Origin of the sequence: Xanthomonas sp. NCPPB 1062, from assembly GCF_041481705.2 — a bacterium.
Taxonomy (GTDB): domain Bacteria; phylum Pseudomonadota; class Gammaproteobacteria; order Xanthomonadales; family Xanthomonadaceae; genus Xanthomonas; species Xanthomonas euvesicatoria.
On record NZ_CM192987.1, the window covers coordinates 3,293,365 to 3,306,965 of the forward strand.

Annotated in this window: 13 protein-coding genes; 7 read left to right on the forward strand and 6 right to left on the reverse strand. The window is 64.7% G+C overall.

The genetic code is table 11. The features are described 5' to 3' along the window. Window positions 1-5: 5 nt before the first annotated feature. The 3 genes from ACCQ16_RS14380 to ACCQ16_RS14390 all read left to right on the forward strand — a co-directional run bounded on the left by ACCQ16_RS14380 (window position 6) and on the right by ACCQ16_RS14390 (window position 3,644). Complete coding sequence (locus ACCQ16_RS14380) at window positions 6-809, forward strand: DUF4198 domain-containing protein (RefSeq protein WP_071118570.1); 804 nt, start codon at window positions 6-8, stop codon at window positions 807-809. A 67-nt stretch (window positions 810-876) separates the two neighbouring features. Next, window positions 877-1,851 carry an FAD:protein FMN transferase gene (locus ACCQ16_RS14385; RefSeq protein WP_005913324.1) on the forward strand — a complete coding sequence of 325 codons (975 nt, stop codon included), beginning with the start codon at window positions 877-879 and terminating at the stop codon, window positions 1,849-1,851. Next, window positions 1,848-3,644: a flavodoxin domain-containing protein gene (locus tag ACCQ16_RS14390; protein WP_372379989.1), complete on the forward strand. Its 1,797-nt coding sequence runs from the start codon at window positions 1,848-1,850 to the stop codon at window positions 3,642-3,644. The genes ACCQ16_RS14385 and ACCQ16_RS14390 overlap by 4 nt, the downstream gene beginning before the upstream one ends. 170 nt (window positions 3,645-3,814) lie before the next feature. Here ACCQ16_RS14390 and xopAW read toward each other — a convergent pair whose 3' ends face one another. From xopAW to ACCQ16_RS14405, 3 genes are all read right to left on the reverse strand, one after another. After that, window positions 3,815-4,480 (reverse strand): EF-hand domain-containing protein, encoded by a 666-nt coding sequence (gene xopAW, locus ACCQ16_RS14395; RefSeq protein WP_008572619.1) that lies wholly within the window; start codon window positions 4,478-4,480, stop codon window positions 3,815-3,817. A 153-nt stretch (window positions 4,481-4,633) separates the two neighbouring features. Continuing rightward, a complete protein-coding gene (locus ACCQ16_RS14400) occupies window positions 4,634-5,503 on the reverse strand; it encodes a HutD/Ves family protein (RefSeq protein WP_372379990.1) in 870 nt (289 codons plus the stop codon). A 427-nt stretch (window positions 5,504-5,930) separates the two neighbouring features. Beyond that, a complete protein-coding gene (locus ACCQ16_RS14405) occupies window positions 5,931-6,305 on the reverse strand; it encodes a ComEA family DNA-binding protein (protein ID WP_008572623.1) in 375 nt (124 codons plus the stop codon). 158 nt (window positions 6,306-6,463) lie between these two features. On the opposite strand from ACCQ16_RS14405, the gene ACCQ16_RS14410 reads away from it, so the two are divergent. The 4 genes from ACCQ16_RS14410 to murU all read left to right on the forward strand — a co-directional run bounded on the left by ACCQ16_RS14410 (window position 6,464) and on the right by murU (window position 10,525). Then, window positions 6,464-7,957, forward strand: a complete 1,494-nt coding sequence (locus ACCQ16_RS14410; protein WP_277572607.1) for a M20 family metallopeptidase — start codon at window positions 6,464-6,466, stop codon at window positions 7,955-7,957. A gap of 508 nt (window positions 7,958-8,465) precedes the next feature. Then, window positions 8,466-8,738: a GlsB/YeaQ/YmgE family stress response membrane protein gene (locus ACCQ16_RS14415; RefSeq protein WP_005913344.1), complete on the forward strand. Its 273-nt coding sequence runs from the start codon at window positions 8,466-8,468 to the stop codon at window positions 8,736-8,738. Window positions 8,739-8,795: 57 nt separating this feature from the next. Beyond that, on the forward strand, window positions 8,796-9,815 hold the full coding sequence (locus ACCQ16_RS14420; protein ID WP_277572606.1) for an aminoglycoside phosphotransferase family protein: 1,020 nt from the start codon (window positions 8,796-8,798) through the stop codon (window positions 9,813-9,815). Further along, entirely contained in the window at window positions 9,812-10,525 is a 714-nt protein-coding gene (murU, locus tag ACCQ16_RS14425; RefSeq protein WP_277572605.1) for an N-acetylmuramate alpha-1-phosphate uridylyltransferase MurU, read from the forward strand. Before ACCQ16_RS14420 ends, murU begins: the two co-directional genes overlap by 4 nt. A 91-nt stretch (window positions 10,526-10,616) precedes the next feature. Here murU and hda read toward each other — a convergent pair whose 3' ends face one another. From hda to ACCQ16_RS14440, 3 genes are read right to left on the reverse strand one after another with little or no spacing between them, the layout of a single operon-like run. Then, a complete protein-coding gene (gene hda / locus ACCQ16_RS14430; RefSeq protein ID WP_005913349.1) occupies window positions 10,617-11,324 on the reverse strand; it encodes a DnaA regulatory inactivator Hda in 708 nt (235 codons plus the stop codon). Then, on the reverse strand, window positions 11,321-12,487 hold the full coding sequence (locus tag ACCQ16_RS14435) for an AI-2E family transporter (RefSeq protein ID WP_372379991.1): 1,167 nt from the start codon (window positions 12,485-12,487) through the stop codon (window positions 11,321-11,323). The genes hda and ACCQ16_RS14435 overlap by 4 nt, the downstream gene beginning before the upstream one ends. Continuing rightward, entirely contained in the window at window positions 12,484-13,596 is a 1,113-nt protein-coding gene (locus ACCQ16_RS14440) for a DUF2066 domain-containing protein (protein ID WP_277572604.1), read from the reverse strand. The genes ACCQ16_RS14435 and ACCQ16_RS14440 overlap by 4 nt, the downstream gene beginning before the upstream one ends. Window positions 13,597-13,601 lie beyond the last annotated feature (5 nt).

Here is a 13,601-nt window from a genome sequence, read left to right on the forward strand (position 1 = left end):
TCGTCATGAAACGCTCGCTCGTCCTGATTAGCCTGCTTGCCAGCCTGCCACTCAGCGCACTTGCTCATAAGGCCTGGTTGCTGCCGTCGCAGACCGTCATCGCTGGCGATGCGCCGTGGATCACCGTGGATGCTGCAGTGTCCAACGATCTGTTCTACTTCAACCACGTGCCGCTGCGACTGGATAACCTGAGCATCACCGCCCCCGATGGCAGTGCGCTCACGCCGGAGAACCCGGCGATCGGCAAGTACCGCAGCGTGTTCGACCTGCAGCTCACCCAGCCCGGCACCTACAAGCTGGCCATCGTCAATGCAGGCCTGTTCGCCAGCTGGAAGGAAGACGGCAAGCCCAAGCGCTGGCGTGGCGACGAAACCCGCTTCGCCACCGAGGTGCCGAAGAACGCGCAGGATTTACAGGTCTCGCAGTCCTTCAATCGGGTGGAGACCTTCGTCACCCGCGGTGCGCCGACCACCACGGTCTTCAAGCCCGCCGGCAAGGGCATCGAGTTGATTCCGGTGACCCATCCCAACGATCTGGTTGCCGGCGAACCCGCGCAGTTCACCCTGCAGCTGGACGGCAAACCGGCCGCCGGGCTGGAGATCGACATCGTGCGCGGCGGCACCCGTTACCGGAATGCGCAAAACGAGATCAAGCTCAAGACCGATGCCAAGGGTGGCTTCAGCGTGACCTGGCCGGAAGCCGGCATGTATTGGCTGGAAACCACCAGCGAAGACACAACGACCTCGCTGCCGCAGGCCAAGCAACGTCGCCTGGGCTATGTCGCCACGCTGGAAGTGCTGCCGCAGTAATCTGCCGGCACGCGGCAGGAGCGCACGCAACGTGCATCCTGCCGCCCCATCTTCATAAGACCCGTCCATGCCCGCATCGTCTTCCGCCGACCACGCCATTGCCACGCTCGGCGGCCGCAGCATGGGCACCACCTGGAGCGTGAAGCTGGTGGCACCGCGCGGACGCGATCTGCACCCCTTGCATGCGTGCATCCAGGCCGCGCTGGATCGCGTGGTCGCGCAGATGAGTACCTGGGAGGTCGATTCGGATATCAGCCGTTACAACCGCGCACCGGCGGGCAGCTGGCATCACCTACCCGACGAATTCCACGCAGTGCTGAGCGCAGCATTGGAGATCGCACAGGCCAGCGAGGGTGCCTTCGACCCCACCGTCGGTCCGATGGTCGAGCTGTGGGGCTTCGGCGCCGCCGGCGCGCGCCGGCGTGTGCCGGAAGCGCAGGCGATCGCATTGGCGAGCCTGCGTTGCGGCTGGCAACGCCTGCAGCTGGATGGCAAGCGTGTGCTGCAGCCAGGCGCAGTGGCACTGGATCTGTCCGGCATCGCCAAGGGCTTCGGTGTGGACTGTGTGCATCGCGCATTGCTGCAGTCGGGTATCGACAGTGCATTGATCGAGGTCGGCGGCGAATTGTTCGGCTACGGACGCAAGCCCGATACCAGCGTGTGGCGCGTGCTGGTCGAATCCGCCCCCGACGAAGACGCCGGCAGCGCACTACCACCACGCGTGCTGGCGCTGGACGGCCTGGCGGTCGCCACCTCCGGCGATCGCTGGCACCGCTTCGATGCCGACGGCACACGCTATACGCACACCTTCGACCCACGCACCGGCGCGCCCGTTCCGCATGCCCCTGCGGCGGTCACCGTACTCGCGCCCGATGCGATGCAGGCCGATGCCTGGGCCACCGCGATGACCGTGCTTGGCGTCGATGCCGGTCTTGCCCATGCACGCAAGGCGGAACTGGCCGTGCGATTCCTGGCACGCAAAGACGGCATCCTGCTCGAATCCATGAGCCCGGCATTCGAACGCCACCTGTCCGCGTCATGAGCAGCGCCACCTCACGCGTGTGGCTGGGCAACGGGCTGGTTCTGCTGGCGCTTGCGGTCATCGTCGGCTGGCTGGCCGGCCTGCATGAGGGCGCATGGTGGAGCCCACCCACGCCGCATCGTTGGCAACTGGCCACACTCGGCCTGGCGCTGTATCTGGGCCTGTGTGCGGTCGTACTGCTGCGTGCCCGCAAGCGCGTCGGCGCACAACGCGCAGACGCCAGCGGCGTGTTGATCGTCTGGGCAAGCCAGACCGGTTTCGCGCGTGAGCTGGCGCAACGCAGCGTTGCCGCGCTGCAATCGGCTGGCGTCGGCGCGCATGCGCTGCCGATCGAAGCCGTCGATAGCGATCAACTCGCACGCGTGCCGCGGCTGCTGTGCATCGTCAGCACCACCGGCGAAGGCGATGCGCCCGACCATGCGCAGGCCGCCGAGCGCGCCTGGCGTGCCGACCACGCGCAGGATCTGACGGCGGTGCAGTACGCAGTGCTGGCGCTTGGCGACCGTGGTTACGCGCACTACTGCGCGTTCGGCCGACGCCTCGACGGTCGCCTGCAGGCGCGCGGCGCCACTCGCCTGTTCGAACGCATCGAGGTCGATAACGCTGACCCGAACGCCCTGCAGCACTGGCAACGCCGTCTGGCGGAACTGGCGCCCGCAATGGCGACGCAACCCGACTGGAGCCTGCCCACCTACACCACCTGGCAGCTACGCGAACGTGTCCACGTCAATCCCGGCAGTGTGGGTGCGCCGATTTACCGACTGCGCCTGACGCCATGCGATGGCGCGTTGCCGCAGTGGAGCGCAGGCGATATCGCGGAGATCGCACCGCGTCACACCCCGGATGCGGTCGAGTCCTGGCTGCGGCGTAACCACTACGATGGCGCGCAGCAGATCGACGGCCGCCCCCTGCGCGACTGGCTCGGCGGCGCGCAACTTCCCGTCGATACCGATGCCGCTCTCGGTATCGATGTGGATGCCGGTGCCAGCCTCAGAGCTAGTGCTAGTACTAGGGCTGGCGCCGATGCCGATGCCGATGCCGATGCCGATGCCGATGCCGATGCCGATGCCGAAGTCAGAATCGACCCAACTACGGGCACAGGTAAAGGCACTGATACAGCTACGGGAACAGCCACAGGTACAACTTCACCACTGGACGCAGATGTGTTGGTGCGCAGTTTGGCCGCCCTGCCCCATCGCGACTATTCGCTTGCCTCCATCCCCGAGGAAGGCCATGCAGAACTGCTGGTACGCGAGCATCGACACGCCGACGGCAGCCTGGGGCTGGGTAGCGGCTGGCTCTGCGTCCATGCACAGATAGGCGCAGCCATCGCGCTGCGCTTGCGCAGCAACCCCGGCTTCCACCCGCCCGCACCCGACCAGCCGATGCTGCTGATCGGCAACGGCACCGGCATCGCCGGGCTGCGCGCGCATCTACGTGCACGCATCGCAGCCGGCGCGCGGCGCAACTGGCTGCTGTTCGGCGAACGCAATGCCGCGCACGACGCGCTGTATGCCGACGAGTTGCAGCAGTGGCACCAGGACGGCTGGATCGAACGCCTGGAGCTTGTCTACTCGCGCGATCAACCGCAGCCACCGCATTACGTCCAACACGCACTGGCCGCAGCCGCCGACCGCCTGCGTCATTGGATCGATCAAGATGCCTGTATCTACGTCTGCGGCAGCCTGCGCGGCATGGCACCCGAACTCGACCGCACGTTGGATTGCATCCTCGGAGCCGATGTCAGCCAGGAACTGCTGGGCAGCGGGCGCTATCGCCGCGACGTGTACTGAACCACCGCACGCGGCACCGCCAAAAGCGCTCAACAAAGCGATTACGCAGATACCCGCAGCGCGTCTGCTGCTGAAATCCGCAACATCCCTGCTTGCGGTGGCTGCGCGCTAGACGCACCGGCTGATCCAGGACCGCGCTCCGGCTTCCCCATTCTCTCTCGATCACCGCATTACGCTGCCAGATCGACCAGATTGCTCGTTGTCGCGCTGCCGCCAATGCTGCGGTACTGCCCCACGGCCATCTGCATCAACGCTGCATAGGCCTGCTGTGTGCCGTCGCTGCTGGATGCATCGGCCGATGACGGCGGTCGCGGCGGCGGATCGCGTGGCTGCATCGCTTCCTGCAGTTCCTGCAGACTCAGCGCCCCGCTCTTGTCGCTGTCGAGCAGGTCCAGCAGCTGCGTGCTCGACGCACTGTCGCCATTGACCAGCGTGCTCAATTCACCGCTGCTGACACTGTCGTCGCCATCGCTGTCCAGGCCGGCAAACAACGACTGCACATCCTGTCCTTGCTCACCCGGCGGTGGCGGAGGCGGCGGCAAGGCCTGCGCCAGTTCGCTCTCGCTGACGGTGCCGCCACCATCCTGATCGAGCATGCTCAGCAGCCCGTCGATGTCGATCTTGCTGTCGTCATTGCTATTGGACGACAGCGCGGTCGACAGCTCGGACGCGGTCAGGCTGCCATCGCTGTCACTATCGATGGATTTGAACAACTGCGTCAGCGGATTGGTTTTTTCCGCCTGTGCGGCGGATGCGGCGTTGCCGGTGGTCGCACTGCGGCTTGCATAGGACGTGTAGGCGGCGTAGCCGGCTCCGACCGAGCTGATGGTACTCATTGGTTTCCCCCTGGAATTGCCGGAACCACTCGCGGCGCCTGCACTGTTCCCTAGCCAGGTGGCACAGCGATGCCGTCGCTTGTCTGCGTTGACACGAATGCATCCGGGCGCGTGCCAAGAGCGCGCCCTGCTCGCAGATACGTGAAGAAGGCCCTAGACCGGACTCACCCGAATCGCCAGCAATTCGCCGCCACCGTCGAGTACGTAACGGGTGCGCGTCGCTGCACTCAACCACGCGGTATCGCCAGCCGCCAACGGCGGCAAACCGCTGTCGCGCCCGAAACTGGCCTGGCCGGCAAGCAGATGAATCGCCCAGGCGCTACCTGGGTCGGCAAAGAACAACATGGTGCCGACCAGAGGACGATGCAGCAGCTCGGTCTGCAGCACATCGCGCCGCCACATCAGGTTGAAATCCTGGGTAGGTCCGTCCAGCAGCACTGCCTCAACCGCCTCTTCGCCGGCAAATCGCACGCGTTGATAGGGCGGTACTAAGTCCACCCATCGCCTGCTGCCCGAAGCGTTTGCAGCAAGGCGCTCACCAGCGCTCAACGATCCATCGACAGCAGCATGCTCGCCAACACTCTCTGCGCCACTCGCGTCTAAACCAACACCCTTCCAGGCACCCGCAGCGGTTTCGGTTTCGGTTTCGGTTTCGGTTTCGGTTTCGGCTCCGGCATTCTCGGCGCTGACGGTCACACGAGCGCTGGCAATCTCACTAGCACCGGTATGGATATGGCTTTCGGCTTTGGGTTTGGCTTTGGTTGCGGCTTGGACATCAGCATCGCCGCTGCCGAACGTCAAACGCATGCCATGACCCCGAAGCAGCACCAACTCACGATCGATGCCCGGGAATGCCGAGAACGCGGCATCCTGCTCGATTTCGGCAATCGACAGCCGCAATGCCCATTGCGCTGTATCGCCCACACGCAGGATCTCCCGCGTCCAACCCAACTGATTGCGCCACCGCTCACGGCGATACTCATTGGCCGGAATCACCCGGCTGCTCAGGTCTGTCAGCTGCATCGGCGCATTGTGCCTCAAGCTCACGCCCCGAGATCAGGCTGTATCTTGCCGCTTCGTCTGTCTTTATCGGCAAGACGCATAGCCAGTGACCTGAACATCAAGCGGCGGGCTGACGCCACGACCCATCGCAAGGCGGGCTCTACCAATACTTGGTACGCATGAGTCACTCGAACACTTGGAGGCTTTGAAGCAGTCCACTCTGCCTGAAGACTGCCCACCAAGTTTTGCTGTCCACTTCAAAACACCTTGGCGATGCGCGATCCCAAGATCTTCACAGGCCAAAACGAAAAACGCCCGGCTGCACATCCAAGTGCAACACCGGGCGATTCCACGTCCTTGTCGGCTTCCAGCCATCCCCCAGACATCCTGTCCAGTTAGGTTGCGGCCACGCATCCTCGCGTCGAACCGTATCTCGGATCCCTTCCCCTTAACGCCGTCCCACCGGTTTCACCGCCGCCCCCTTGGCAGCCTTCTTGGCTGGAGCCATCGTGGCTCCAACTTCGATCAGGTCGCGATTCCGTTCGACCGTCTTGAGTCCGATGCCCTTGACCAGTGCCAGTTCCTCGGCACTTTTGAAGGGACCGTTTGCCTGACGGTGCTCGACGATTGCCTCGGCTTTTGATCGCCCGACATTCATCAGCACCTTGTCCAATTCCTCAGCAGACGCGGTGTTGATATCGACCTTGTCGAGCGCATACGCATTCGAGGACAACAACAACGCCAGTAGCAGGGACTTCAGGACTACGGTAAATGACTTCATTGCAACGCTCCTTGTGGCTTGGGTGATGGTCCTAGCCAGCATTCCTGCCGGCGGAGCCAGTGTCCCGCGCCACATGCAGCAATCCTATCGCCAACGAACTTTTCACACAGCCGGTGAACTGCGCGCCGCCTTGTAGGGAAATACCTACCCCCCCGAGGCGGGCGTAGAATGTGCGGCTACGTCACGCATTCGGAGCCTCCATGGACAGCGCCAAGATCGACCAATTCATCAGCGACACCTGGGACCGCGAGATCGTCCCGCAACTAGTCGATTACATCCGTATTCCCAACAAGTCGCCGATGTTCGATGCCGATTGGGTGGCCCACGGCTACATGGAGCAGGCGGTCGTGTTGATGGAGACCTGGGCGCGTGCGCAGGCCATCGACGGCATGCAAATCGAGGTGGTGCGCCTGGAAGGCCGCACACCATTGATCTTCATCGAGATTCCGGCCACCGGCCCCGAATCGGGCGAGGACACCGTGCTGCTGTACGGTCATCTGGATAAGCAGCCGGAGATGACCGGCTGGGACCCGGACCTGGGCCCCTGGGAGCCGGTGTTGCGCGACGACAAGTTGTACGGGCGTGGTGGCGCCGACGACGGCTATGCCATCTTCGGGTCCCTGGCCGCGATTCTGGCACTGCGCAACCAGGGCCTGCCGCATGCGCGCTGTGTGGTGTTGATCGAGGCCTGCGAGGAATCGGGCAGCTACGATCTGCCGGCCTATGTGGACCACCTGGCCGAGCGCATCGGCAAGCCGTCGCTGGTGGTGTGCCTGGACTCGGGCTGCGGCAATTACGAACAGCTGTGGTGCACGACTTCGTTGCGCGGGCTGACCGGCGGCAACCTGACGGTCAAGGTGCTGGAAGAAGGCGTGCACTCGGGCGATGCGTCGGGCGTAGTGCCGTCCAGCTTCCGCCTGCTGCGCCAGCTTCTGTCCCGCATCGAAGACGAAACCACCGGCCGCATCCTGCTCGATGGCCTGCATGTGGAGGTGCCCGCCGAGCGGCTGACCCAAGCGAAGGCCGCCGCTGCCACATTGGATACCGCGATTTTCGACAAGTTCCCGATGGTCAATGGCCTGGTGCCGATGCACGAGGACCTCACCGAATTGGTGTTGAACCGCACCTGGCGCCCGGCGCTGTCGATTACCGGTGTGGATGGCATGCCGCCGCTGGCGTCGGCCGGCAACGTGCTGCGTCCGCAGACCGCGGTGAAACTGTCGCTGCGACTGCCGCCGACGGCTGACGGCAAGGCCTGCGGCGAGTTGCTCAAGACCGCGCTACTGCGCGACCCGCCCAATGGCGCGCAGGTGACGCTCGAGCTGGAAAAGGCCTCGTCCGGCTGGAATGCACCGGCGATGGCACCATGGCTGGAGAAGGCGATCGACGACGCCAGCCAGGCTTTTTTCGACAAGCCGGCGATGTACATGGGCGAAGGCGGCTCGATCCCGTTCATGGGCATGCTTGGCGAGAAGTTTCCCGGCGCGCAGTTCATGATCACCGGCGTGCTTGGCCCGCATTCCAATGCGCATGGCCCCAACGAGTTCCTGCACATCCCGATGGGCAAGCGCGTGACTGCCTGCGTCTCGCAGGTGATTGCCGACCATCACGCCGCCTGCCTGCGCGGCGAAACCAGCGGCTCGCCGGTGGTGGCCGATAGCGGCACCCGTCATGGTGGGCATGGTTGCTGTTGAGTTGTGGCTTCATCGATGCGTGCGGTTGGCGCGCATCGATTTCATGAAAGGTGGGGCTGCGCTTTAAGTGGGGATGAGCGGGTGCGCCGTGGTCGTCGGGCTGACCCGCTTTGGCGCTCAGGCTTGCTGGCGCAACCTGGCCGCCGGGCTCCACGTACTGCCTGGACCGCATCCTTACCCGATCCCCTCTGCCGCTGGCAGAGGGGAGATCGGTTGCTCTTCTTCGGAACGTGCCTGGCGCGCATTGCCCAGCGCAGAACTGGCGTTCTTTGCACACCCAAGTCGGCAAGGATTCCCGCAGGGGTTTGTTTATCGAAAGACGACTTCTTTGCGCGGGAAGACAACTTCCCGGGAGTCACTGCCCGAAACCATGAGCGCTTGGTAGCAGGAGCCGATGACCATGTCATGCTGAAGGCAGTGCATCGGCCCGCGCGCTCCAATGCTCGCTGCGTGAGGCAGCGACATCCGAAATGCTAGTCTGCCGATCCCGTCCACCTTCGGTGCTGCGATGAATCATCTGTTTGGTAGCGACAGCTGGCTCTACATTCTGCTGGTCGGTTTTGTGGTTGGGCTGCTGGCGCGTTTCATTACGCCGGGTACCCAACGTCTGGGCTGCCTGCTGACGATCGTGCTGGGCATTGCCGGTGCCGTGGTCGCCAGCTGGTTTGGCCGCTACATGGGGTGGTACCGCGCGGGCGAGCCGGCCGGTTTTCTTGGCGCGCTGCTCGGCGCGATTGCCATCCTGGCGTTGTTGCGGTTGTTCAGTGGCAGCAAGCGCTGAGCGTTTCACCGCGTTTCTGCCGCGTCTATCCATCACTCCACTACGCCTTCTCTCTTCATGACGTCACTTCATCCGGATCCTGCGCGCGATGCGCTTCGCCTGCATTGGGCACAACAAGCGCTCGACGATCCACATGCCTCGCTGCAGCGCGCATCGGTCGATGCGGGGTTTCGCAGCTACTGGCGCACGCGCGGGCGTGGCGTGGATCGCATCTTGATGGATGCACCGCCAAAGCTGGAAAATGTGGCGCCCTGGCTGCGCATGCATGCACTTCTGGGCGCCCATGGGGTACGCGTGCCTCAGGTGCTTGCACAGGATCTGGAAACGGGCTTTTTACTGCTAGAGGATCTGGGCGTTCCGACGCTGGCACAGGTGCTCACCGATGCCAACGCCGACGACTTGCTGGATGGCGCGATTGCCCAGCTGCTGCTGCTGCAAAGAATTCCCCCACCTGCCGATAGTGGCGTGTTTGGCGAGGCGCTGCTCCAACGCGATGCCGGCTTGTTCGAAGAGTGGTTTTTAGGCCGCCACCTGGGCGTGCAGCTGGACTGCGCCCATGCCGAGCAGTTGCAATTGGTGCAGCGCCGTCTGATGGACAACGCGCTGGCCCAGCCGCGCGTGTTCACCCACCGCGATTTCATGCCGCGCAATCTGATGCCGGTGCCCGATGGCCCGGCGGTGCTGGACTTCCAGGATTGCGTGATCGGCCCGATTGCCTACGACCCGATCAGCCTGTTCAAGGACACTTCGGTGAGCTGGCCGATCGCTCGCGTAGACAGCTGGCTGCAGCACTATCACGCACGTGCCGCAACGGCTGGATTACCGGTACCGCCGTTGGCGCAGTTCCTGCGCGATGCGGACTGGATGGGCGTGCAGCGCCACCTGAAAAACCTGGGGATTTTCTCGCGCCTGAGTCATCGCGATGGCAAGCATTGGTATCTGGACAATGTGCCGCGTTTCATGGCGTATCTGGACGAAGTGCTGCCGCGCTACGCCGAGCTTGCGCCGTTAATCGGCCTGCTTGACGAGGTGATCAAGCCCGCGCTGGCTGCGCGTGCCCAGCAGGCCACGGCATGAAGGCGCTGATCTTTGCGGCAGGATTCGGCGAGCGCATGCGCCCGCTGACAGAGCACACGCCCAAGCCACTGCTGTCCGTCGGTGGTGCGCCGTTGATCGTGTGGCATCTGCGCAAGTTGGCGGCGCTGGGCGTGGACGAGGCGGTGATCAATACCTCGTGGCTGGCCGAGCAGTTTCCGCAGCTGTTGGGAGACGGCAGCGCGTACGGTCTACGGCTGACCTATTCCTACGAAGGGACCACGCCACTGGAAACCGGCGGCGGCATGTTGCATGCGCTGCCGCTGTTAGGCGATGCGCCCTTTTTGCTGATCAACGGCGACATCTGGACGGATTTCGATTTTTCCCGTTTGTCGCAGGCACCCGCAGGACTTGCACAGCTGGTACTGGTCGACCGCCCCAGCTACGCAGCGCGCGCCGACTTCGCGCTGGATGCGGATGGCAAGGTGCGCGCAGATCTGCCCGCGACGCTCACCTATTCCGGCATTGGCATGTATCGACCAGCGCTGCTGCGCGATTGGCAATCGGTCATTGGCCAGTTGCCGGAACAGACTGGTACTGCGCCGCGCTTTGCGCTGGCGCCGATCCTGCGCGCAAAGATGGCGGAGGGCCTGATCGATGGCATCCACCACCTCGGACGCTGGACCGATGTCGGCACGCCGCAGCGGCTGGCCGCGCTGCAGGGGGAACTGGCGGGACCGGAGAAAAGCTGACGCGCCAGGGCGTGGGCATTACCTGCCGCCGATCCACCGCAGCGTATCCAACACACGGCACAACTGCACCGCGATCCGCTTCGCTTCTGCGTTATCCGGGTCCCGGCATCCCCGCTACCACACGCCGCAGAAATGGCACGGTGATGCGGCGTTTTGCGGCCAACGATTCGCGATCCAGACGATCCAGCAAGGCCACCAGCCCCGCCAGTTCGCGCTCGCTGTGGGTCAGCAGCCAGTCGATCGCCGCTTCGTCCAGCGCCAGGCCGCGACGCTGCGCGCGGTCGCGCAGTACTGCCGCGCGTGCCGCATCGTCGAGCACGGGCAACCCGATCCGAATGCATTGCGACAGCCGCGAACGCAGGTCCGGCAACACCAACGCCAGCCCATCGGGCATCTGTCGCGCGGTGTACAACAGCGTGATGCCGGCCGCGCGCGCGCGATTGTGGAAATCGAACAACGCCACTTCGTCGTCGCGTCGGCCGGCGATGCTTTCCACGCCATCCAGGGCGACCACGCCGCGGCCTTCCAGCGCTTCGAGCGCATCGCGCAAGCGGCCGGCGGCCGCCTGCAGCGGCAGATACGCGGGAGTGCGCCCGGCCTGCTCGGCGGCGGCGCACAGCGACAGCGCCAGATGCGTCTTGCCGGTGCCGGCGGGGCCGGAGAGATACAACCAATCGCTCACATGCCCCGCAGCCAGCGCCTGCAACTGCGCAAGCAGGCCGTCGGGCGCGGCGATGTAACTGTCGAAACGCTGATCGGGTGGCGCGCGCAACGCCAGCGGCAACTGCGGAACACTCACGACCGGTCCGGGTCCTTGCTGGGGTCGATGATCACGCTGCGCTCGGGCGTGGACTGCAGCACGATGCCGGCGCGCTCGCCCGCATACAGATCGCTGCGCGTGTACTGCTCATGCGCATAGCGCAACAGCACGTTGGCCACTGCCGCGACCGGCAATGCCAGCAACATGCCGAGAAAGCCGAACAACTGGCCGCCGGCCATCACCGCGAAGATCACCGCCACCGGGTGCAGGCCGATCTTGTCGCCGACGATACGCGGCGTGAGCACATAGCTTTCCAGCAACTGGCCGACGGTGAACACCACGCCCACGCCGATCAGCAATTTCAGATCCAGCCCTTGCGCCTGCACGATGGCTGCCAGTAGCGCCAGCACGATGCCTGTGGTCGCGCCCAGGTACGGGATGAAGCTGATCAAGCCTGCGATGATGCCGATCAACAGGCCCAGGTTGAGTCCGATGATGGACATACCGGTGGCGTAGATCGCACCCAGCGCCAGCATCACCAGGAACTGGCCACGGATGAAGCCACCGAGCACGTCGTTGGATTCCTGTGCCAGGCGACTCACGGTACCAATGTAGGCGCGCGGGATGACGGCAGCCACGCGTTCGACCAGGCGATCCCAGTCGCGCAGGAAGTAGAACGCCAGGATCGGCAGCAGCGCCAGGTTGATCACCCAGGTCACCATCGCAAAGCCCGAGCGCGACACGTAGCCGAAGAGCGTCTTGGCGGCGCCACCGGCCTGTTCCCAGTGGCTGCGGATCCAGTCGATCAAGCGCTCCGGATCCAGCCAGGCCATCAACTGCATGCCGGTCTTGGCTTCCAGCCACGGAATGGCGGTACCAATCGCCCAGTTGCGCATCTGCGGCAGCGCATCGATCAAGGTCATGATCTGGCGCTCGATCATCGGCACCAGAATCATCAGCGCCAGCACGAACAGCAGCGTCGCCAGCACGAAGACCAGCATCACCGCGACATTCCGCGAGCGTCCGGCACGTTTGATGCGATCCACCAGCGGGTCGCCCAGCCATGCCAGCAACAGCGCCAGCACGAACGGGGTCAGGATCGGCGCCAGCAGCGAGACCACCCACAACACACCGACAATCACCGCCGCCCATTTGAGGCGACGCAGGAACAGGGCAATTTCGGCTTCGGGAGTCAAAGTCATTTCAGACGGTACTCGGCGTGCTCGTTTTCGAGAATGATCGGGCCTTCGGTCGGTACCGAGACCGAGACCAGCGGGCTGTTGTCGCCGAGCATACGGTTGAGGCCGGAAATACCCGTGAGCAATTCCAGGTCCAGTTCCATCCGGTCGCCATTGGCGCTGACCGGGCGGATGCTGCGTACCACCGAGACGCCCTGCAGCGCGGCCGACACGCGCAGGTAGTCGTCGGCGCTGCTAATGCCGGTGATCACCACGCGGTAGACACCGGGCACGCCCGAATCCACCCGCTTGGCGTAGCGCTTGACCAGCGCATCGGCGGCGCCATCGGCACCGGCCGCCATGGCGCGGCGAGCGTCGCCGTCGCTGCTGGTCCAGCTGGACAGCACATTGCCGTTGTCTACAAAGACCCAATCGGCAGTCCAGCCGGCGGCGTTGCGGTAGAGCTTGCCGATCAACTGCATCGGTGGGCTGTACTTGGCCGAGGCGCGCGACACCGCGGCGGTGTCCTTGCGCCAGATCGCGCCAGCCAGCGCCTGCTCGGCGGCGGCGCCGCTCGGCAGCCCGAGGCGGTAGCCACGTTCGATCGCACGGTCCAGCACGCTGCGCGCGGCATTGGCCTGGGCCACGCCAACCAGGCGTGGGCCGCTGCCATCGTCGATGGCCAACCACAGCACCGGCTTGGGCCGCGGCAAGGGCCACACCGGCAGGCCCAGCGCGGCGATCAGGCCATCCACATCCGATTGCCGGAAACGTGCCACCAGGGTCGTACGGAAGGTCGGCGCGCCGGTGCGCGAGGTGCCCTGATCCTGGCGGTAGTCGTAGTGTTCGACGTAGTTCGGCGCGTTGCGCAGCGCCTGCGGAACGCCGGGGCGGCTCACCACGGCGCGGTCGCCGGAGACCTTGCCCAGCACGGCGCCGAGCGCACGTGCCAGTGCGCCGGGGCGATCGGATTCGCTCTGGCTATTGACCGGCACTTCGGCGTCGTAGGCACTTTGCGCCTTGGCAACGTCGCCTTCGGTGCGCAGATCTGCTTGCGCAAAGGCCGGAGCAACGGGCATGGCGACCACGAGGGCGAGAAAGAAAGCGAGACTGCGGCGCATCGACGGTTCCATGACAT

What these genes read in the sequence shown, in the direction of transcription:
- xopAW (WP_008572619.1), bottom strand. Translation starts at nt 4,480, where the DNA reads ATGAGTACCATCAGCTCGGTCGGAGCCGGCTACGCCGCCTACACGTCC.
- ACCQ16_RS14420 (WP_277572606.1), top strand. Translation starts at nt 8,796, where the DNA reads ATGACGTCACTTCATCCGGATCCTGCGCGCGATGCGCTTCGCCTGCAT.
- ACCQ16_RS14405 (WP_008572623.1), bottom strand. Translation starts at nt 6,305, where the DNA reads ATGCTGGCTAGGACCATCACCCAAGCCACAAGGAGCGTTGCAATGAAG.
- ACCQ16_RS14390 (WP_372379989.1), top strand. Translation starts at nt 1,848, where the DNA reads ATGAGCAGCGCCACCTCACGCGTGTGGCTGGGCAACGGGCTGGTTCTG.
- ACCQ16_RS14415 (WP_005913344.1), top strand. Translation starts at nt 8,466, where the DNA reads ATGAATCATCTGTTTGGTAGCGACAGCTGGCTCTACATTCTGCTGGTC.
- ACCQ16_RS14400 (WP_372379990.1), bottom strand. Translation starts at nt 5,503, where the DNA reads ATGCAGCTGACAGACCTGAGCAGCCGGGTGATTCCGGCCAATGAGTAT.
- ACCQ16_RS14380 (WP_071118570.1), top strand. Translation starts at nt 6, where the DNA reads ATGAAACGCTCGCTCGTCCTGATTAGCCTGCTTGCCAGCCTGCCACTC.
- ACCQ16_RS14385 (WP_005913324.1), top strand. Translation starts at nt 877, where the DNA reads ATGCCCGCATCGTCTTCCGCCGACCACGCCATTGCCACGCTCGGCGGC.
- ACCQ16_RS14440 (WP_277572604.1), bottom strand. Translation starts at nt 13,596, where the DNA reads ATGGAACCGTCGATGCGCCGCAGTCTCGCTTTCTTTCTCGCCCTCGTG.
- murU (WP_277572605.1), top strand. Translation starts at nt 9,812, where the DNA reads ATGAAGGCGCTGATCTTTGCGGCAGGATTCGGCGAGCGCATGCGCCCG.
- ACCQ16_RS14410 (WP_277572607.1), top strand. Translation starts at nt 6,464, where the DNA reads ATGGACAGCGCCAAGATCGACCAATTCATCAGCGACACCTGGGACCGC.
- ACCQ16_RS14435 (WP_372379991.1), bottom strand. Translation starts at nt 12,487, where the DNA reads ATGACTTTGACTCCCGAAGCCGAAATTGCCCTGTTCCTGCGTCGCCTC.